The sequence below is a fragment of the Bacillus sp. FSL P4-0334 genome, assembly GCF_038004825.1.
Lineage (GTDB): Bacteria > Bacillota > Bacilli > Bacillales > Bacillaceae > Bacillus > Bacillus velezensis.
Genome location: NZ_JBBORX010000001.1, coordinates 368,809 through 386,245, shown reverse-complemented (window position 1 = coordinate 386,245; position 17,437 = coordinate 368,809). Strand labels below are relative to the sequence as shown.

Here is a 17,437-nt window from a genome sequence, read left to right as displayed (position 1 = left end):
GGATTTCATATGGATGAAAAGGATTGGATTGTGCTCATTACATTATTCGAAGAAAAAAATATGACGAAGGCGGCAGAGCGATTATATATGACACAGCCGGCGTTAAGTTATCGGCTCAAAAACCTGGAAGCACAATTCGGAGTGCGCCTTTTTTATAAAAGAAAAAAAGGGATGGAGTTCACTTCAGAAGGTGAACATCTGGTTGATTATTCGAAAGAGATGCTGCAGGAATTCAGAAGAGTGAAGGATGATATGCTCAATATGAGCCATGAAGTCAGCGGGGTTCTCAGATTAGGAGTCTCAAGCAATTTTGCTCAGTATAAGCTCCCGGCGATTCTAAAACGGTTTTCTGATCAGTATCCGTCTGTTCAATTCCACGTCAATACGGGATGGAGTGCGAAGGTGATGGATCTGCTTCATCATTCGGGGGTACACCTAGGGATTATGAGGGGAAATTATGATTGGCAAGGGGAAAAACAACTGCTAAATGAAGAGAGACTGTACCTTATTTCAAAAACTGAAATCAACAGTGAGGACCTTCCCAAATTGCCGATGATTTATTATCAAACTGATGCTTCTTTGAAAAGTTTGATTCAAAAATGGTGGAATAACCAATTTACTGAACCGCCTTTCATTGCGATGGAGGTAGACAGGCAGGAAACCTGTAAAGAGATGGTGAAAAACGGTCTCGGTTATTCTGTTGTGCCAGAAATCTGTCTTCAGCCTTCTGATGAATTATACACATTGGCGCTATCCTATAAAAATAACGAGCCTGTGATACGCGATACTTGGCTTATGTATAATTCTTCAGCGTTAGAATTATCTGTCGTCAAAGCATTCATTACTTTTTTGAATGGGAATAAAGCATAAAAAAACCTGCAAGAGACATCAGCTCTTGCAGGTTTTTTTGGCATTACTTCTGGTCTTCTGTATTGCGTGTCAGCACTTTATCGATTAAGCCGTATTCTAAGGCTTCATCAGCTGATTTGAAGTTGTCGCGGTCTGTATCGCGCTCAATGACTTCAAGCGGCTGGCCGGTACGTTCAGCAAGCACTTTGTTTAATTTGTCGCGAAGCAAGAGAATGCGTTTTGCCGCGATTTCAATTTCTGTCGCCTGTCCTTGCGCTCCGCCAAGCGGCTGGTGAATCATAACTTCACTGTTAGGAAGCGCGTAACGTTTGCCTTTTTCTCCGGCTGCAAGTAAAAATGCTCCCATAGAAGCGGCCATACCGATGCAGATCGTGGATACTTTCGGTTTAATGAACTGCATTGTATCATAGATTGCCATACCGGCAGTGATTGATCCGCCAGGGCTGTTAATATAAATGGAAATATCTTTTTCAGGGTCTTCCGCTTCAAGGAATAAAAGCTGTGACACGATGGAGTTCGCAACGTTGTCATCAATCGCAGATCCAAGCATGATAATACGGTCCTTCAAAAGACGGGAGTAAATGTCATAAGCTCTTTCTCCGCGGTTCGTTTGTTCAATGACTGTAGGTATTAAATTCATAATGCTCCTCCTTCACCTTTTAGGTAAGTATGTATTTACATGATACATTTTTGGTCAATAAAGGTCAAACAAAACGCTGACCAAAATGCCAACCTTTTCTTCTAACACCATTTTTCCCATAAAACAAAAAGTTCAAACAGCAAAGTGAAAATGAGGATGATCAATGCCGGAGCCTTGAGAAAATGATATGGCCGGAGCGCTCAAAATAGACCGCAATCGCGTCGCTACGTACTGCTTTTGGAAGGGTCTGACTACGTTGTCCGCCCTTCCAAAAGCCGTACCGGCAAATACGTTTCCAGCGGCAAATCATCAAATTCGCCTTCAATTTCTTTTGCTAAAATCTCGATGGCTGTTTTGGAAATCAATTCAATCGGCTGCTGGATGGTCGTTAAGTCCGGCAGAACCGATTGAACGGTTTCAGTGCCGTCATAACCGATCACTTTTAATTGATTCGGGATGTCTATTCCCCGTTTTTTGGCCTCGGTCATCACTGCAGCCGCCATGATATCATCGCTGGCAAAAATTCCGTCGGTGTCGGGCTGTTCATCGAATAATGTAGAAATAATGTCATGGTAATGCTGATAAAAGGGTACTTCATATGTAATAGGCTTCCGTCCGTGTTCATGCATGACGTCTTCGTATGCTTTTCTTCTGAGGTTTGCCGGTGTTTCGAGTTCAATCGGGCCGTTGATATGGACGATGTGCCGGCACTCTTTTTCAATCAGCAGTTCTGCCGCCTTTTTTCCGCCGTCATAGTTGTCTGAGCCGACGACGGGAATCGTGTCCGATAAGTAATGATCAATGGCGACAATCGGCAGATTTTGCTTGTGATAATTGAGAATTCCCCGGTTGTAAGTCACGGCGATCACGCCGTCCACTTGGTTTCTTATCAGCATCTCCAAATATTTTTCTTCCTTATCCTTTCGATGTAAACTGTTGCAAAGCAGCAGTTTGTAGCCCATGGACGTACAAATGCTTTCAATATGAAAGGCGAGTTCGCCGAAAAACGGATTGCTGGAGTTTGGGATGATAAGCCCTATTAAATTGGTTCGTTTTCGGAATAAAGAGCGGGCCAGATCGTTTGGAAAGTAATTGATTTCTTCCATCGCCTTGTACACTTTTTCTTTTGTTTTTTCGCTGATATAGCCGCGGTTATTTAATACCCGCGAAACGGTTGTAGATGAAACTCCCGCTATTTTCGCAACATCATGAATGTTAGGCTTCATTCCCGTGCCCTCCTGCTTACTGAAATGGCTTACAATTTCCGTCACGCACTTATTTTAGAGAATCAGGCTGACATGTGCAAGGACATTCCGTGTTTCTGTTTTCATATAAAGAGGGTGCGTTTTGTTTGATTAAAATAATCAGAAAATTATATGTCAACCGATTGACATATGGAACCGGTTGACATACAATTCTTTTTGAAAGCGCTTTATTTAAAGGGTGAAGGGAAGTGACGGGTATGGAGAGATGGCTGGCGGCAATAAAGTGAAAGAATTAAGCAGCGATAGAAAGTAAGCGCTTACTCAGAGATCGCATGTATGTGATGAAAATGAAGAAGGAAGTATGCGGCTCTAAAACGGCTATTAAAAGGTCCTATTAAAGGAGCGGTGCAAATGAAAAGCTCAAAAAGTCTGTATTGGAAACTGAGTGCTTATTTCTTCTTTTTCTTTTTTACTTGGTCTTCCAGCTATTCTTTATTTGCGATTTGGTTAGGACAGGAAATCAATTTAAACGGATCAGCGACAGGCATTATCTTTTCTGTAAACGCCGTATTTGCTCTCTGCATGCAGCCTCTTTACGGTTTTATCTCTGACAAATTGGGGCTGAAGAAAAAGATATTGTTTATGATCAGCTGTCTTCTCATATTCACGGGTCCATTTTATATCTTCGTCTATGGGCCGCTTTTACAATACAACGTCTTTCTTGGCGCCGTTGTCGGAGGCTTATATTTGGGAGCCGCTTTTTTGGCGGGGATAGGCGCGATTGAAACGTACATTGAAAAGGTCAGCCGTAAGTATGATTTCGAGTATGGAAAATCAAGAATGTGGGGCTCGCTGGGCTGGGCGGCGGCTGCATTTTTTGCAGGGCAGCTTTTCAATATCAATCCCAATATCAACTTCTGGATCGCGTCTGTTTCCGCCGTCATATTAACGGCCATTATCATGTCCGTGAAAATAGAAATGACCGATCATGAGAAAAACAGAGCGGATTCGGTCCGGTTAAAAGATGTGGGGCGGCTCTTTTTACTAAGAGATTTCTGGTTTTTTATGATGTACATTATCGGGGTGACTTGCATTTACGGCGTATATGATCAGCAGTTCCCGATCTACTATGCGTCTTTGTTTCCTTCAGTGTCGATGGGTAACCAAGTATTCGGCTATCTTAATTCATTCCAGGTGTTTTTGGAGGCCGGCATGATGTTTCTTGCGCCTTTTATCGTCAATAAGTTCGGGGCGAAAAACAGTTTGATTTTAGCGGGGTTTTTAATGGCTTTCCGCATCGTCGGGTCCGGAATTGCAGTTGAGCCTGTAGGCATTTCATCAATGAAACTCATCCACGCACTGGAATTGCCGATTATGCTGATCGCCGTTTTTAAATATTTGGCTGCCAATTTTGATACGCGTCTGTCGTCCGTCCTTTATCTCGTTGGTTTTCAATTCGCATCTCAGGCAGGCGCGTCGATTCTGTCGCCGCTTGCGGGAGGATTATATGACAGTGCGGGGTTCCGTCAAACCTATCTCATCATGGGAATCGTCGTCTTCGGTTTTACCGTCATCTCCATATTTACTTTATTGGGCCCGAAACAAAACAGCAGGCGTGTCCAGCGTCTGCAAAAAATCGGATAGAGAGGATGTTACAAATGGATAGAATTCAGCAGGCGGAAGAAGCTTTGAAGGAAGCCGAGGGTAAAGTGAAACAAAGGTATCGATTGGGGTACCATATTATGCCCCGGGCGAATTGGATGAATGATCCGAACGGGCTTATTCAGTTTAAAGGAGAATACCACGTCTTTTTTCAGCATCATCCGTATGATGAGCATTGGGGGCCGATGCATTGGGGACATGTAAAAAGTAAAGATCTCATTCATTGGGAGCACCTGCCGGTTGCCTTAGCTCCGGGCGATGCATTCGACCAAAGCGGCTGTTTTTCGGGAAGCGCGGTCGATGATCATGGAAGATTAGCCCTCATCTATACAGGACATAATATAATTGATCAAGAGAAAGACCTATTCTATCAAACTCAAAATATCGCTGTCAGCCAAGATGGAACCGTGTTTGAAAAGCTTCAGGAAAACCCTGTTATTGCGGAACCGCCGGAAGACAGCGCCCGTCATTTCCGCGATCCGAAAGTATGGAAGCATCGCGATGTTTGGTATATGGTCATCGGCAACTCTTCAAAAGAAAACGTCGGACGGGTCGTTTTATACCGTTCACCTGATTTGCGTGATTGGGAATACGCGGGGGTTCTCGCCCAAAGTGACGGTAATCTCGGCTATATGTGGGAATGTCCTGATTTCTTTGAATTAGGCGGCAAGCATGTCCTGCTGATTTCGCCCCAGGGGATCGAGGCGGACGGTGATTCATATCAAAATTTACATCAAACCGGTTATTTAATCGGTGACTATCATGATGAAACAAACAAATTTACACACGGCGCTTTTAAAGAACTGGATCACGGACATGACTTTTACGCCGTGCAAACATTATTAGATGATAAAGGACGCAGAATTGCTATCGGCTGGATGGATATGTGGGAATCTGAGATGCCGACAAAAGCGGACGGATGGTGCGGTGCACTGACTTTGCCGCGAGAACTGACTTTGCGTGATGATCATAAACTTTTGATGAATCCCGTGGAAGAAACCAAGCAGCTGCGGAAAATGGAATACCGGGAATGTGCCGGACGATCGCTTTCAGGGAGTTACTTGGCAAAGACGTCGGAAGACCTGCTTGAAGTCCGGGCCGTGTTTGATGTGAACGATTCCGATGCCGAAACGGCAGGTTTTAAGATTCGCGGCCTTGATGAAGAAGAACTTGTGCTGACATACAATCTAACGGATAAAAAGCTGACGCTTGATTGCACCAAGATGGGGAAAGCGAAAGACGGTGTGAGAAGGGTGCAGACGGATACAAACGGCAAGCTGGCGCTGCGTATCTTTATTGACAGATCCTCGATTGAAGTATTCGCCAATCATGGAGAAACAACGATGACAAGCCGTATCTATCCGAATGAAGGCAGATTGGGGATTGAGCTGTTTTCTGAGAAAGGCGCCGTAAAAGTTGAGGAATTCACCTATTGGACGTTAAAAGATATTTGGAAAAAAAGCTGAAACGGGTGATTACCGCTTTTTCCGCAGTGATTGAAAATGTACCGAGCCGGGGGCAGTCCGCCTGAAATGAGTTTTTTGTGAAAATCAATGCCGGTAAACGATGCAGGATTATGCTGCATGAGGACGCTGCATAATCCTGTTGTGCATTATCAAAAAAGAGTTGCTTTCTGCGCGTTTCTTTATTATAATATAAAGGTATCTGATTGAAAAAACGTGCGCTCGTAGCTCAGTTGGATAGAGCGGTGGTTTCCGGTACCACGTCTGTCGGGGGTTCGAATCCCTCCGAGCGCGTCCAATACGTTATAACCCCGTCATATCAACGTTTTCCGACGGTCCGTTAAGTGTACGAAAAGTGTCCGAAAGGACGCGAACCGGTAAAGAACGGGCCTGGCTTTAATCGGTCGGCTCGCTTCTCCTAAAACGAAATAGTCCGATTCAGCAAACGTAACCTCGCGGATAAATAAATCCGGGAGGTTTTTTGTTATGGCGGTTTTAAAGCGGAGGCAAGGCGTCAGGAATCGGCGCGAGACTGACGGAATAGTGAAGAACTTCAAAGCGGTGAAGACCGTTCATGAAGCGTTGGAAATCGTTTGCGAATTATATGTAACGGAGAACTATCGCGATAGAACGATCAATGATTATCAAGTATTGGGCCGAATTCACGGAGGTAGTCGGTATCATGCCGTCTGATAACGTGACGGACCTCACGGAAGATCATCTGCGGTCTTATATTACAACGATGCTAAACATACGAGATCTTTCGTCTGTAACGATAAATATCCGTTTAGGCGGCATAAAGTCGATCCTTAGCCGAATGACTAAGCGCGGACTTCTAAACGAGAATCCAGCGAAAAGAGTAACGAAGCTGCAAGTCGATGAAAAGACAATAAAAATGCTCACGGATAGTCAAGTGCGGCGTTTCTTTAAAATGATCGATAAAGATACGTTTCCGGGCTTTCGCGATTATGTAGCGTTCCTTATTGCGCTGAAGTGCGGGCTTCGCTCGAATGAGCTTGAAGGACTCACTGGAAGATATCGACTTTGACAACCTCGTTATTATGCTGCCGGGCGCCGTCAACAAGAACCGTAAGAACAGAATGGTACCGATGACTGAACAGGTCGCGGAAGAGTTGCGGCAATTACTAACGGAAATGACGGAGTATTTCGGTACTTTTACGCATGTTTTCGTTAATCAATACGGAGAGAAGATTGCGAAAGATCACTTGCGGAAGAGAGCTGCGAAGTACGGGGAAATGGCGGATTAAAAAAAGGAATGCCGACCGAGCCTTCACAGCTTACGACATTCCTTTGCGATTAACTATCTGAGAAACGGCGGTGATATACGTTCCCTACAAAAAATAATGGGGCACGCTGACCTCGCTTCTACAGAAATATATCTCCATTATGTAGACGATATCGTAATCGAGCAATACAGAAAAGCAAGTCGAAACGACACGTTAAAGATTTAAAAACAAAAAAAAGAACGCCATCCAGCGGAAATAAATCCGAAAGAAAGAACGTCCTAGCCTACGTCTATTATATCGGAAAGCTAAATTCCCCGAACTCCACACGCTACAGATACCGGGTGGCACAGTATTATCAAGACCTAAATTATAAAAATCCTCAAAAATAAAGGAAAGCATAAAGCATATATTATTCATGACTAATATGTGCTTTCCTAAGACTGATAGTAAGACCATCTTCAAAAAGTTTCCTTCAATACTCAAACTGAACAAAATTAGTTAATCCAATGGGAAGGTCGTTGTATATGAGAGGGGAATGTTGTCTTTACATCACCTTTAGCCGAATTAATTTGCATTTGAGTTAAAAACATACTCGTAGATAAGTCTGCTCCCCTTAAATCAGCATCACGCAAATCAGCGCCAATAAAATCAACACCTCTTAAATCTGCATTCCTCATATCTGCAGCAATTAAATATGCTCCCCTTAAATCTAACGCCCTTAAATCTTTACCTCTTAACTTTTTGCCAATCCAATCGGCTCTTTCGTAATTATAATTCTTGGCATTTTTAGTGTCAGGTAACTTTGAAATTAAGCTTTCCCGAATATACTCGCTGGTTTCCGAAAGCAATTTGTTTAATGGAAATCTGTACACCACTAGATCAAGAGATAATAATTCTTCAGCATCGAGTTTTGTTAAGTTCTGCAATTCTTTTAACTGCACACTCAATTTATCAGACAAATCATGGGGAATGTCATACGACAAGGCTTCTGCCGTGTACGCAATCATTTCATGTATTTGTTCCATGATCGGAAACACTCGGAACATTTTTTCTCGAATTTCAGGATTATCTCGCCAACTTTGACCTTTAAAAGTAATTTGAGAAACAACTTGTCCAGAACCTAAACAGTCAAACACTGTACAGCCCTTAAAACCTTTCTCTTGTAAGTTGCTGTGAATTTGACAACCATAATCAGATTGTAAATTAACACAAGGTGCACCTGCTGGCTTGTTAATTGGAAAATCGCTTGATGCTACAATATTAAGCGCTGTGCAGCAAAGTCCAAAGCACTTCGTACAATCAGCCGTTAAACTTTCTCTAATATTTTTGGCTGTTTCATTATCCATTTTTATACCCTCTTATCTTTAGTTAAATAACTTTTGAGTTTAATATACGAGATTCCTAAACAATCTTGATTGTTAAATAATAAATACCTTGTCAACTAGAACTTTTTGTAGACTTCTGCATACGCTACTTTTAATTGGTTTCTAAAATCTTTGTTCTCATGCTCTAGGCGCTTAACTTTCCGCTTTAATGACTCGATAATCGCATCTTTATTATTTTCGTTCATTTCATACTTAACTTGCTTTGCAGAGGGGCTTTTTATCTCGTTTTAAAGCTATTAACGAAAGTTTCTCCGTCGTTCTCCACATTAACAATAAGCTTGGCACTTTCACTGATCCGCTGTGCGAGAGCTTTTTGCGCCTTACCTTCAAAGCTGTTCAATAGTGCTGAATACACTTCATATAATTCATCTTTCAACGTATCCATTTCGAATGTCGGTTTCAGCGTTCGGCGCACTGTCTCCAGTTTTGTCCCCGCTGCCTGTGTCATGACGGTTTTCAGCATCTGCCGCTGCAGCCTTTTCTTCATCGGGTCGTCCTTGTGTTCTAAAAGTTCGTCTAATGTCGGCATTATGTATCCACCTCTATCATCTTAACCAGTTTGCGAGCATCTGGTCTTTTTCCTGAAATTCGTCTGCTATTTTATGTAAGAATCCGCCGATCTCTTCTAGGTCCGTGATCGCCGCCTGCAAAGAATCAATAAACGCCTGCTCAGCCTGAGTGTCGTAAAAAATCGGGCCTTTCTCGTAAGATAGCGCAATATCTTCAATGGTATTGGTCACGTCCTGTGATTGAAGCTGGTCAAACAAGCCGTGTCCGACTTGACCGTAGAATTCTGTTTTCAGCTCGGCGATTTTTTCATCGTGCTCCTGATAGGCGTTCTGCGCTTCTTTTTTCATCGTCCGCAAATCCTCAGCCATGGCCTGCACCTTTTCAGCCAGCTTCTTTGCGTTTGTCGGCGTTACTTTTATCGCGTCTCCGCTTCCGATCGCACCGGCCGGCAGAAGAGCGCCGAGGTTTTTGTCAAAGACTAATTCATCTCCGTTCGGATTTGCGATAGTTCCGTTTCTGTCAAATATGAAATTCGCTTCGTTTAAGCCGTGTGTATCCGGATTTCTCAGAATGACGGTAGTGAAGAAATAAGCGAGATTCTTGCTGATCTGCTCGTTTAAGTTCCCATCAAGCCGCTGCTTCCGGCTGAACTGTGAGAGCGAGGGGTTTTTCGTATAAATCGTTGTCCCGTTGTGGCGGTCATATTCGTTCCAATAACCCGCCCCGACCATGTCGTCCGGATTGATAATTGACCGGATGTAAGGATCGTAAATGCCGCTGTTGATGTCTTTCTGTGTTTCCTCATCGTGCAGTTTCACGACGGAAGGACTGTTAAACGCGACGGCATACACATCATTATTCACCGCGCTGTATTCGGCCTCAGCGCCGCCGAGTGAATGGCCGGTTGTTGAAATAATCGTTGACGTTCCGGCATACTTTTTCTTTACGCTGCGTACCAGCTGATCGGCTTGATCGATTTGCGATGTTTTCGTCATCAGCTTATACTTTCCGGTTGTGAGCATGGCGTCTTGAGAGGGCGTTCCGTGATAGGTTCCGAGTGTTTTTGATGTATCCTTTGCGTCTTTTTTTACAATATAATGTACTTCTTTTTTCGGATCATTTCCGAAAACAATATTGCTGCCGTCCGCTTTTGCGCCGTCATTGATCGGATCTTTTGCGATATCGGTTCCCGCAAAGGCGACGACCACGTTTTCGGGGTTTTTTGATTTGATCCATTTTCTGCTTTTTGTCTTGATGCCTTTTGAGAATACAAAGGCATCAAGCCCCGTATCAGAACCCTGCTGCGCTTTCTCAACGTACCAATATGACGCTTACTTATTTTGTAAGGAGTTTTATATTTCATATGCAGGGCTAACATTTTATAATTGTAAGCTGCTTGACTCAAACAAACGGTAATATTCTTTATCTGTGACATCAGAGACGGTTATTTCTTTTCCTTTTGTGAAATATACATCACCTTTCTTATATTGTAAAATAGTTCCGAAAGGATGATACGCATGAGAAAATACATTATTATCCTAATTGTTATAATTATAGCAGTGGGAGTTTTTTTCGTGAAGCATCAATATGATAAACATAAAAACGAAGAAAAACTTGTGATTGAGGCGCAAGAGCACATGAAGAATTACTTGAAAAAAGACTATAAAAATGTAAAGGAAGTTCATTTTTCAAAAGACTACAATATCGATCCGACAGGCGGAGTTGAAGTTTCAGGCTACATAAATAATAATAAAGAAAAAGAATTTTCCGGTATATATGATCCAACGAACAAGGAGATAGGGATTTCAGTGGTCAATGCCGAAGAAAGGTAAAATACCCACCTCAGGATGAGTGGGTATTTATTTTGTTTAATTATCTTACAAGATTCGAGATATGTTTCTCATACAGTTCAAACCTATTCCTGAGATCAATCGCCTCTACCGTCTCATTTGTCGAGGTATCCCCGATATTAACGGTACAAATATCATGACAACTCAACGATAGGAAAAACGTCAGATCAGCATTTCACTCGCTTTAAGTTCCAATCTTAACTTGTCAGCAACAATCGCGATGAATTCTGAATTGGTTAGCTTTGCTTTTGACATGCTGAAAGTATATTCATATCGAGTTTTCGCTCATTTCGTTTACTTAAGAACGACAGTTATTTATAGGAAGGGGTTGATTTCCAAATGAAGAAAAAGTACATAATTATCCTTATTTTAATAATTATAGCAGTTGGGGGACTTTTTATGAAGCATCGGTATGATCAAAAGGAAAAAGAGTTTGCTCTACTCGAAGAAGCCCAGAATCATATGGAAAAGTTTTTAACAACGAACTATAAAAATGCGGATGATATCCATTTTTCTGAGAATTATTATATTAATCCAATGGATGGTATTAGTGTTAAGGGTTATACTAACGGAGAAAAAGAGTTTGAAGGTCTGTATGATCCAGGCAATAAAGAAATATTATCATATACGGTTGATGCCGAACCAAAAGAAGAATGTAAAGATAAGCTTTCTTTGTACAAGATAAATTAGCCTGCTCAATCGAGCTGGACTAATTTTGTTGTATTGCTCTTCCTCTAATTTAATAATGAATAGTGTTGTGATATCATATCTTGTATTTGTTTTAAATCTGCTTATCGTAACATCAGTTGAACCAACTAAATCAGCCAATTCCTTCTGGCTTTGAATTCCCTTCTCCTTCATAACTTTATTAAATCTAGATCTGACTATAAACTTTTTTAGAAATTCACACACCCTTTAGGCTAGTCTAACTAACGCTTATATAAAAGTAATCTCGATCACTGATATTTGATACATTGATGTTTTTTAGACATGTACAACACTCTGAGGTTGATGTAAATTTAATCTAAGAAAGGATGAGTCTGTGAAGAAATACATGATTGTCCTGATATTTGTAATAACTATAGCGTCAGGAAGTACCTACATGAGGTACCACCATAGTAAAAAAGAAGCAGAGCAAGAACTTTTTAACCAAGCGAAAAATAAAATGGAAAGCTATATAAAAGCTAATCACAAAGATATAAAGCAAATTACATACATTAACGATTATAAAATAAATCCTATGGGTGGTATTTCCGTGAAGGGGTACTTGAATGGTAATAAGGAAAAAGAATTTTTCGGACTTTATGACAAAACGAATGATGAAATAGGAGTTTCGTCAGTCGATGCGGAAGAGAAACCCGAATGTCAGGAAAAAGAATGTGAATACTAAAAGACGCAAAATAAAGAAGTTCTCTTGTTTGCCGGTTTATATGATCCGCTGTGAACATTGAAGAAAAACTTTAAGTCGCCTAAATGGCGTCTGTTTTTGTATGAATTAATGCACCGGATGTCACCGGTCGTTTAGTCCGCGAGCTTCATCATAACTGATGATACGGATGTTTCTGTGAAAAATATATTATTATGTTCATTATCTTAATAGCAGCCGGAAGTTTTATAATGAAGAATAGTAATGATAAAAATGCTCAGGCTGAAGAGATAAAGATTGCTCAAGAACGAATGGAGAAATTTATCAAATCGAATTATGAAGGCATACATAACGTTACATTTAAAGATAAATACGAAATAGATCCAATGGGCGGGATAGAGGTATTTGGCTATTACAACGGTGATACATCGAATAAATTCGATGGTATTTACGATAAGGCAAATGACAAGATCATGGGGCACTCAATAGACGCTGTAAGAAAGAATGCAGAGATAAAGATTGCGATTACTAAGAAGACGCTCGTCTGGCGTTTTTTGATATATGAGTATACAGCAAATGAAAAAGACAAGGGTTTCGGCATGTGCCGCCCTTGTCTTTTTTTATTGAACACTGAAAAACATAACCGGAACAGCTCATTATTTGACAGTCCATTTTAACAGCGTTACAATTAAACATGTAAATAGTTACATGTTTAAATAAACATAATATCTCGGGAGGTGATACGTCCTTGAATGAACCTTCTTTAAAAAAGTCATTTATGAGTCAGTGAACCGCATCATTGATCCCGAGCACGTGTATTTCCGCACTGTGCCTGTGTTTGAAACAAGCAGCGAGGCATATCAGCATCTGCAGGACCGGCTGTTTATCGGGGCTGCGGTCAGATTGCCGGATGACATTCGGTTAGATATTTATGAAGTTCAATAATAAGATGGAGAGTGAGTCAACATGGAAAACTTTATCGGAAGCCATATGATTTACACGTATGAAAACGGCTGGGAGTATGAAATCTATATTAAAAATGATCATACCATCGACTATCGGATTCATAGCGGAATGGTGGGCGGCCGCTGGGTGCGCGACCAGGAAGTGAATATCGTCAAACTGACAGAAGGCGTATACAAAGTGTCATGGACTGAACCGACAGGCACAGACGTTTCCTTAAACTTTATGCCGAATGAAAAACGGATGCACGGAATTATTTTCTTCCCGAAATGGGTGCATGAGCATCCGGAAATCACGGTGTGCTACCAAAATGATTACATTGACGTGATGAAAGAGTCACGTGAGAAATATGAAACGTATCCGAAATATGTCGTTCCCGAGTTTGCGGATATTACGTATCTCAACAATGCGGGAATCAATAACGAAGCACTGATTTCAGAAGCGCCGTACGAAGGAATGACCGATGATATCCGTGCGGGAAAATTAAAATAAGAGAAAAAACCCGGCAGCTTGGCCGGGTTTTTTGTATCCTTTTACGACAGGGTTTTGGTCATGATAAAGTCGACTTGCTTATCATCCCCCATATAAAAAGAGTGTTCTCCAGTTTGGACAAACCCCATTTTTTGATAAAAGGCGATTGCATTTTCGTTTTTTTCCCATACGCCCAGCCAGATTTTCTTTTTATTGTGTGCTGTTGCGATTTTCACAGCTTCATTCAGCAGATATTTGCCGAGTCCGTGTTTCTGGTGGTTTTTTCTTATATAAATTCGCTCAATCTCAAGAGAATCTTCACCCATTTTTTCTGATTGTGCTTCGTTCATGTTGACTTTTACATACCCCGCAAGGTCATCGTGATAATAAACAAAATAGAATTGAGAAGACAGATTGGATAATTCCTTTTTCAGCTGTTCAGAGCGGAATGCATTTTCCAAATAAGCTTTCATATTTTCTGGTGAATTTTGATCCTTAAATGTATCATTGAATGTTTCAATGCTTATCTCCCGGAGCTCTGTTATATCGTTAAGGCTGCACTTTTTTAATTTAATACTCATGGTCATACAGCTCCTTTCTTCATTTATCATATCAGCTGATTTTTTGTTGTATTTGCAATGAAAATACCGTATAGTAAACATACCGTATTTTTGTTGTATTTGCAACATAAAATAAGAAAATGAGGACGATAAAGTGAAATATGTTTTTTATGTTTTAGGAATCATGATCTTGACCTTTGGTATTTCTGTCACGATTCAATCAGATCTTGGAACGTCTCCTTTTGATGCGCTTATTGTGGGATTATCCGTCCATGCAGGGCTTACCGTGGGAAGCTGGGAAATCATCATCGCTTTCCTGTTAATTTGCTGTAATTCAATGTTAAAAAGACAAAGACCGGAATTTACAGGGATGATTACGGCGTTTATAACGGGAATCGGGATTGATATGTGGCTTTTTTTTCTGCACCGAATCATAACGCCTGAACTATGGTACGGAAAAGCGGGCTGTTTTGCAATCGGTTTAGTTGTGATAGGGATAGGAACCGCAACCTATCTGCACACAAATTTCGCACCGATCCCGGTTGATCGGTTAACGTTAATTGTCCGCGAATTAACCGGGAGAAGCATCTTTTTTTCAAGAACGGTCATTTACTTCATATTTTTCATACTGGCCGTGATGCTAAAAGGTCCGGTAGGCATCGGAACGTTATTAACCGTTTGTTTAGGAGGGGTCATTCTCCATTTCTTTATGCCGATTACCGGAAGATGGATAGACGGCATATTAACAGCATCTCCAAAACAGGAAGAAACGAAAACCCGGTAGCGGGGGTTTTTACCCGATTCTATCATTCTTCATTTCATCCGCATGTTCAAGGTATAATAAAAAAGGGGGAGGGATTTTTATGAGCGGTCAAAGAAAGCTCGTTTTTTACGGAGCTGTCAGCGCAGATGGCTATCTTGCGCGGGAAAATCACTCTTTAGATTGGTTAATCGGAACTGAAGGTGAAGACGGCACCGATTATGAAGCTTTCTATGAATCTGTCGATACGATCATCATGGGCAGAAAAACATACGAGGACATATTGGTTTTATTGCCTGAGGAATTTCCGTACAAAGGTAAAGAATGCTATGTGTTTTCGCGGACATTGACCGGGGGCACTGAACATGTGCGGTTTATTCATGAAGAGCCTGCCGATTTTATAAAAGCATTGAAACGCCGAGAAGGCAAGCGGATTTGGATTGTCGGCGGGAGTGATCTGCTGCACCCGGTTTTGGAGGAAAAACTTGTCGATGAGTTTATCATTCAGATCGCCCCCGTTCTGCTCGGCCGCGGAATTTCTTTGTTCAAACCCGGAGACCGGGAGACAGGGCTGAAGCTGACTGATGTCAGGCGCTATAAGCAATTTGCGGAGTTGCATTATGAAGTGAGATAAAATGAAGTGTATGAAAGAAACCCAGTAAAGGTTACCGGGTTTCTTTTTCATGTTTGTTTTTATGTTTTGAAATGGTGTGGGCCGGCCCGCATGAAAATCCTGCAACCATGATAACAACCCCTATCCACCTCACGGCATAGAAATCAGTGTCGCGCAGGAATATTAATGAAACTAAGGTCATAAGCGCCCCGATTATAACGGCAGCTGTGCCGATAATACTTGATTTCTCCATATAAAAACTCCTTTATGAATGTTTGGTTAACGTATTGGGTTAGAATATAACATATCAGGGTAATGCGGAAATGGATTTTCTGCGATGTCTGAAGTAAGATGAAAACGAAACGCCAAGGGAGCCGGCTCCCTTGGCGTTTTTTATGCTTGAAACAAGAAGCGGCGTTTTGCTGAATCGGGATCACTTTCGACAGCGGTATCCGTGTTGAAAAGCAAAGTTTCGCGTGAATCGGTATCATATTCAGGCCAATTGAAGTGAGAGGTGTTCGGGTTTCCGGTTTTTGCAAAAGCGAGCCATGCGGATTGGATTTGTTTGGAAAGCTGTTCTGCGTTATCACCGAGCGGTTCTTGCAGCGTCTTTCTCAAAGAATCAAAGTTTCCGAACACAAACGGCAATTCCAGAGCGTGAACGGCTTTATGAAACGGCGGTGTTTCGCCATGCCAATCAAAGCGGTACATCCAGACCGATGCGTGCTGCGACTGTCCTTGTGCGAAAGCGACAGCCGGCCGCCAGAAAATCAGATCCGTCATCATATCGATTTGTCCCTTTAATGAATGCGGATATAAATCTGCTGCTTGCTCGGTGCAGTTCTCTCCGAGGTAATAATGCAAATAATCTTGCTGCTTTTTCTCGGAATGAATGTCTGTATCAGGGGTGAAAAACAAATATGCTTCATCACGATTGGTTCCGATGATCATAGGTATGCCTTCTGCGGCCCCGTCTGCTATGGCTTTCACCGGTTCCGCAGGCAATGTGGCCGGATCGATGGCGGGCTGAAACAAAAGCTGAAAAATGTTTTGATCTAGTGAGCGCCGCACTTTATCCGCAGTCTTAAGCAGGTCATTAACGGAAAGCTCCTGCAATTGATCAGTGCCGGCTTCATGAATAAATGCCGCCGCGATGTCTTTTGCCATGTCCGCCGGGATCGTATGGGAGGCGCCGCTTTCTAAAATGGCTTTATGAAACAGGCCTTTTGCGTCAGGCATTGCCATAAGCGCAGCGATGCTCATGCCGCCTGCCGATTCACCAAATATCGTGACGTTATCCGGGTCTCCTCCGAATTCGGAGATATTGTCCTTCACCCAGCGCAGCGCGGCGATCTGATCGAGCAGCCCGATATTGGCGGAATACGTGTCATGAATAGAAGACAAATGTAAAAAGCCTAATGGTCCGAGCCTGTAATTGAGTGTCACTACAATGACATCTCCGTCAGCGGCAAGGGCAGATCCGTCGTAAAGCGGTTCGCTTCCGGCACCTAAATAAAATGCCCCGCCGTGTATCCATACCATGACAGGCTTTTTTTCGCCCTCTGAATCGGGGGCGAAAACATTGAGGTAAAGGCAATCTTCAGATTGAGCCGGTACATCTCCGGAAAACGATATAGACAGCATATCATCCGGCTGCGGACAAATCGGCCCGAACGAGTCGGCATGTTTTACGCCGTCCCAAGGTGCGGGCGGCTCCGGCGCTTTAAATCTCAGCTCTCCGACGGGCGGCTTCGCGTACGGTATGCCCTTCCATGTGCGGGCACCGCGGCCGGCAGTTCCTTTCAGTGCGCCGGAGCGGGTTTGAACGGTAAGTTTTGTCATGATTTCATCCCCTTTTTTCTTTTCATTATA

The 17,437-nt window shown here is 42.3% G+C and carries 19 protein-coding genes, 1 tRNA gene and 5 pseudogenes; 14 read left to right on the top strand and 11 right to left on the bottom strand.

Features of this window, described 5'->3' with window-relative positions; all coding sequences use genetic code 11:
• The first annotated feature begins 9 nt into the window (after positions 1 to 9).
• Positions 10 to 870, top strand: coding sequence for a LysR family transcriptional regulator (locus tag NSQ37_RS02000; protein WP_043020617.1), 861 nt, complete (start codon positions 10 to 12; stop codon positions 868 to 870).
• Between the two features lie 43 nt (positions 871 to 913).
• On the opposite strand, the gene clpP is transcribed toward NSQ37_RS02000, so the two are convergent.
• Together clpP and NSQ37_RS01990 are read right to left on the bottom strand one after the other, a co-directional pair.
• Entirely contained in the window at positions 914 to 1,510 is a 597-nt protein-coding gene (clpP, locus tag NSQ37_RS01995) for an ATP-dependent Clp endopeptidase proteolytic subunit ClpP (RefSeq protein WP_003151513.1), read from the bottom strand.
• Positions 1,511 to 1,761: 251 nt separating this feature from the next.
• Positions 1,762 to 2,736 (bottom strand): LacI family DNA-binding transcriptional regulator, encoded by a 975-nt coding sequence (locus NSQ37_RS01990; RefSeq protein ID WP_025285331.1) that lies wholly within the window; start codon positions 2,734 to 2,736, stop codon positions 1,762 to 1,764.
• 390 nt (positions 2,737 to 3,126) lie between these two features.
• Here NSQ37_RS01990 and NSQ37_RS01985 point away from each other — a divergent pair, with 390 nt between their 5' ends.
• From NSQ37_RS01985 to NSQ37_RS01965, 5 genes and pseudogenes are all read left to right on the top strand, one after another.
• Positions 3,127 to 4,359 (top strand): MFS transporter, encoded by a 1,233-nt coding sequence (locus NSQ37_RS01985; RefSeq protein ID WP_025285330.1) that lies wholly within the window; start codon positions 3,127 to 3,129, stop codon positions 4,357 to 4,359.
• Between the two features lie 14 nt (positions 4,360 to 4,373).
• The gene (locus NSQ37_RS01980; RefSeq protein ID WP_043020619.1) at positions 4,374 to 5,843 is read left to right on the top strand and encodes a glycoside hydrolase family 32 protein; all 1,470 of its coding nucleotides are present in this window, start codon (positions 4,374 to 4,376) and stop codon (positions 5,841 to 5,843) included.
• A 215-nt stretch (positions 5,844 to 6,058) separates the two neighbouring features.
• Positions 6,059 to 6,134: transfer RNA gene (locus NSQ37_RS01975), tRNA-Arg, on the top strand.
• A 192-nt stretch (positions 6,135 to 6,326) separates the two neighbouring features.
• Positions 6,327 to 6,533: a hypothetical protein gene (locus tag NSQ37_RS01970; RefSeq protein ID WP_236659139.1), complete on the top strand. Its 207-nt coding sequence runs from the start codon at positions 6,327 to 6,329 to the stop codon at positions 6,531 to 6,533.
• 317 nt (positions 6,534 to 6,850) lie between these two features.
• Positions 6,851 to 7,312: pseudogene (locus NSQ37_RS01965) on the top strand (tyrosine-type recombinase/integrase).
• Positions 7,313 to 7,581: 269 nt separating this feature from the next.
• Here NSQ37_RS01965 and NSQ37_RS01960 read toward each other — a convergent pair.
• The 4 genes and pseudogenes from NSQ37_RS01960 to NSQ37_RS01945 all read right to left on the bottom strand — a co-directional run bounded on the left by NSQ37_RS01960 (position 7,582) and on the right by NSQ37_RS01945 (position 10,478).
• Positions 7,582 to 8,433, bottom strand: a complete 852-nt coding sequence (locus NSQ37_RS01960) for a pentapeptide repeat-containing protein (protein WP_160242325.1) — start codon at positions 8,431 to 8,433, stop codon at positions 7,582 to 7,584.
• Positions 8,434 to 8,528: 95 nt separating this feature from the next.
• A pseudogene (locus tag NSQ37_RS01955) lies at positions 8,529 to 8,684 on the bottom strand (DUF6262 family protein); the annotation flags it as partial.
• A 5-nt stretch (positions 8,685 to 8,689) separates the two neighbouring features.
• Entirely contained in the window at positions 8,690 to 9,001 is a 312-nt protein-coding gene (locus NSQ37_RS01950; protein WP_015240649.1) for a hypothetical protein, read from the bottom strand.
• Between the two features lie 16 nt (positions 9,002 to 9,017).
• Positions 9,018 to 10,478, bottom strand: a pseudogene (locus NSQ37_RS01945) (lipase).
• Positions 10,479 to 10,499: 21 nt separating this feature from the next.
• Between NSQ37_RS01945 and NSQ37_RS01940 the strand changes: the two are divergent.
• Positions 10,500 to 10,814, top strand: coding sequence for a DUF1433 domain-containing protein (locus NSQ37_RS01940; protein WP_020954330.1), 315 nt, complete (start codon positions 10,500 to 10,502; stop codon positions 10,812 to 10,814).
• Positions 10,815 to 10,994: 180 nt separating this feature from the next.
• Here the strand turns inward: NSQ37_RS01940 and NSQ37_RS01935 are convergent.
• Positions 10,995 to 11,105, bottom strand: a pseudogene (locus NSQ37_RS01935) (sporulation transcription factor Spo0A); the annotation flags it as partial.
• A 66-nt stretch (positions 11,106 to 11,171) separates the two neighbouring features.
• On the opposite strand from NSQ37_RS01935, the gene NSQ37_RS01930 reads away from it, so the two are divergent.
• Positions 11,172 to 11,522 (top strand): DUF1433 domain-containing protein, encoded by a 351-nt coding sequence (locus NSQ37_RS01930; protein WP_007407404.1) that lies wholly within the window; start codon positions 11,172 to 11,174, stop codon positions 11,520 to 11,522.
• On the opposite strand, the gene NSQ37_RS01925 is transcribed toward NSQ37_RS01930, so the two are convergent.
• The gene (locus tag NSQ37_RS01925) at positions 11,454 to 11,693 is read right to left on the bottom strand and encodes a hypothetical protein (protein ID WP_323740631.1); all 240 of its coding nucleotides are present in this window, start codon (positions 11,691 to 11,693) and stop codon (positions 11,454 to 11,456) included. The genes NSQ37_RS01930 and NSQ37_RS01925 overlap by 69 nt on opposite strands.
• Before the next feature lie 241 nt (positions 11,694 to 11,934).
• Here NSQ37_RS01925 and NSQ37_RS01920 point away from each other — a divergent pair, with 241 nt between their 5' ends.
• The 4 genes and pseudogenes from NSQ37_RS01920 to NSQ37_RS01905 all read left to right on the top strand — a co-directional run bounded on the left by NSQ37_RS01920 (position 11,935) and on the right by NSQ37_RS01905 (position 13,653).
• Entirely contained in the window at positions 11,935 to 12,222 is a 288-nt protein-coding gene (locus NSQ37_RS01920) for a DUF1433 domain-containing protein (protein WP_007407403.1), read from the top strand.
• Between the two features lie 227 nt (positions 12,223 to 12,449).
• Positions 12,450 to 12,730, top strand: a pseudogene (locus NSQ37_RS01915) (DUF1433 domain-containing protein).
• 254 nt (positions 12,731 to 12,984) lie between these two features.
• Positions 12,985 to 13,143, top strand: a complete 159-nt coding sequence (locus tag NSQ37_RS01910; RefSeq protein WP_007407401.1) for a DUF3237 family protein — start codon at positions 12,985 to 12,987, stop codon at positions 13,141 to 13,143.
• Between the two features lie 21 nt (positions 13,144 to 13,164).
• On the top strand, positions 13,165 to 13,653 hold the full coding sequence (locus NSQ37_RS01905; protein ID WP_007407400.1) for a phenolic acid decarboxylase: 489 nt from the start codon (positions 13,165 to 13,167) through the stop codon (positions 13,651 to 13,653).
• A gap of 41 nt (positions 13,654 to 13,694) precedes the next feature.
• On the opposite strand, the gene NSQ37_RS01900 is transcribed toward NSQ37_RS01905, so the two are convergent.
• Complete coding sequence (locus NSQ37_RS01900; protein ID WP_132105786.1) at positions 13,695 to 14,213, bottom strand: GNAT family N-acetyltransferase; 519 nt, start codon at positions 14,211 to 14,213, stop codon at positions 13,695 to 13,697.
• 133 nt (positions 14,214 to 14,346) lie between these two features.
• Between NSQ37_RS01900 and NSQ37_RS01895 the strand changes: the two genes are divergently transcribed.
• Together NSQ37_RS01895 and NSQ37_RS01890 are read left to right on the top strand one after the other, a co-directional pair.
• Positions 14,347 to 14,976 (top strand): YczE/YyaS/YitT family protein, encoded by a 630-nt coding sequence (locus NSQ37_RS01895; RefSeq protein WP_015418276.1) that lies wholly within the window; start codon positions 14,347 to 14,349, stop codon positions 14,974 to 14,976.
• A gap of 79 nt (positions 14,977 to 15,055) precedes the next feature.
• Positions 15,056 to 15,586, top strand: coding sequence for a dihydrofolate reductase family protein (locus tag NSQ37_RS01890; protein WP_015240641.1), 531 nt, complete (start codon positions 15,056 to 15,058; stop codon positions 15,584 to 15,586).
• A 31-nt stretch (positions 15,587 to 15,617) separates the two neighbouring features.
• Here NSQ37_RS01890 and NSQ37_RS01885 read toward each other — a convergent pair whose 3' ends face one another.
• Together NSQ37_RS01885 and NSQ37_RS01880 are read right to left on the bottom strand one after the other, a co-directional pair.
• Positions 15,618 to 15,818 carry a hypothetical protein gene (locus NSQ37_RS01885; protein ID WP_069007621.1) on the bottom strand — a complete coding sequence of 67 codons (201 nt, stop codon included), beginning with the start codon at positions 15,816 to 15,818 and terminating at the stop codon, positions 15,618 to 15,620.
• Between the two features lie 140 nt (positions 15,819 to 15,958).
• Entirely contained in the window at positions 15,959 to 17,407 is a 1,449-nt protein-coding gene (locus NSQ37_RS01880; protein ID WP_341123148.1) for a carboxylesterase/lipase family protein, read from the bottom strand.
• Between the last annotated feature and the right edge of the window lie 30 nt (positions 17,408 to 17,437).

Coding starts and splice junctions, on each gene's coding strand:
- NSQ37_RS01885 (WP_069007621.1), bottom strand. CDS start 15,818: ATGGAGAAATCAAGTATTATCGGCACAGCTGCCGTTATAATCGGGGCG.
- clpP (WP_003151513.1), bottom strand. CDS start 1,510: ATGAATTTAATACCTACAGTCATTGAACAAACGAACCGCGGAGAAAGA.
- NSQ37_RS01960 (WP_160242325.1), bottom strand. CDS start 8,433: ATGGATAATGAAACAGCCAAAAATATTAGAGAAAGTTTAACGGCTGAT.
- NSQ37_RS01880 (WP_341123148.1), bottom strand. CDS start 17,407: ATGACAAAACTTACCGTTCAAACCCGCTCCGGCGCACTGAAAGGAACT.
- NSQ37_RS01970 (WP_236659139.1), top strand. CDS start 6,327: ATGGCGGTTTTAAAGCGGAGGCAAGGCGTCAGGAATCGGCGCGAGACT.
- NSQ37_RS01985 (WP_025285330.1), top strand. CDS start 3,127: ATGAAAAGCTCAAAAAGTCTGTATTGGAAACTGAGTGCTTATTTCTTC.
- NSQ37_RS01925 (WP_323740631.1), bottom strand. CDS start 11,693: ATGAAGGAGAAGGGAATTCAAAGCCAGAAGGAATTGGCTGATTTAGTT.
- NSQ37_RS01920 (WP_007407403.1), top strand. CDS start 11,935: ATGAGGTACCACCATAGTAAAAAAGAAGCAGAGCAAGAACTTTTTAAC.
- NSQ37_RS01950 (WP_015240649.1), bottom strand. CDS start 9,001: ATGCCGACATTAGACGAACTTTTAGAACACAAGGACGACCCGATGAAG.
- NSQ37_RS01940 (WP_020954330.1), top strand. CDS start 10,500: ATGAGAAAATACATTATTATCCTAATTGTTATAATTATAGCAGTGGGA.
- NSQ37_RS01900 (WP_132105786.1), bottom strand. CDS start 14,213: ATGAGTATTAAATTAAAAAAGTGCAGCCTTAACGATATAACAGAGCTC.
- NSQ37_RS01990 (WP_025285331.1), bottom strand. CDS start 2,736: ATGAAGCCTAACATTCATGATGTTGCGAAAATAGCGGGAGTTTCATCT.
- NSQ37_RS01890 (WP_015240641.1), top strand. CDS start 15,056: ATGAGCGGTCAAAGAAAGCTCGTTTTTTACGGAGCTGTCAGCGCAGAT.
- NSQ37_RS01905 (WP_007407400.1), top strand. CDS start 13,165: ATGGAAAACTTTATCGGAAGCCATATGATTTACACGTATGAAAACGGC.
- NSQ37_RS01930 (WP_007407404.1), top strand. CDS start 11,172: ATGAAGAAAAAGTACATAATTATCCTTATTTTAATAATTATAGCAGTT.
- NSQ37_RS02000 (WP_043020617.1), top strand. CDS start 10: ATGGATGAAAAGGATTGGATTGTGCTCATTACATTATTCGAAGAAAAA.
- NSQ37_RS01980 (WP_043020619.1), top strand. CDS start 4,374: ATGGATAGAATTCAGCAGGCGGAAGAAGCTTTGAAGGAAGCCGAGGGT.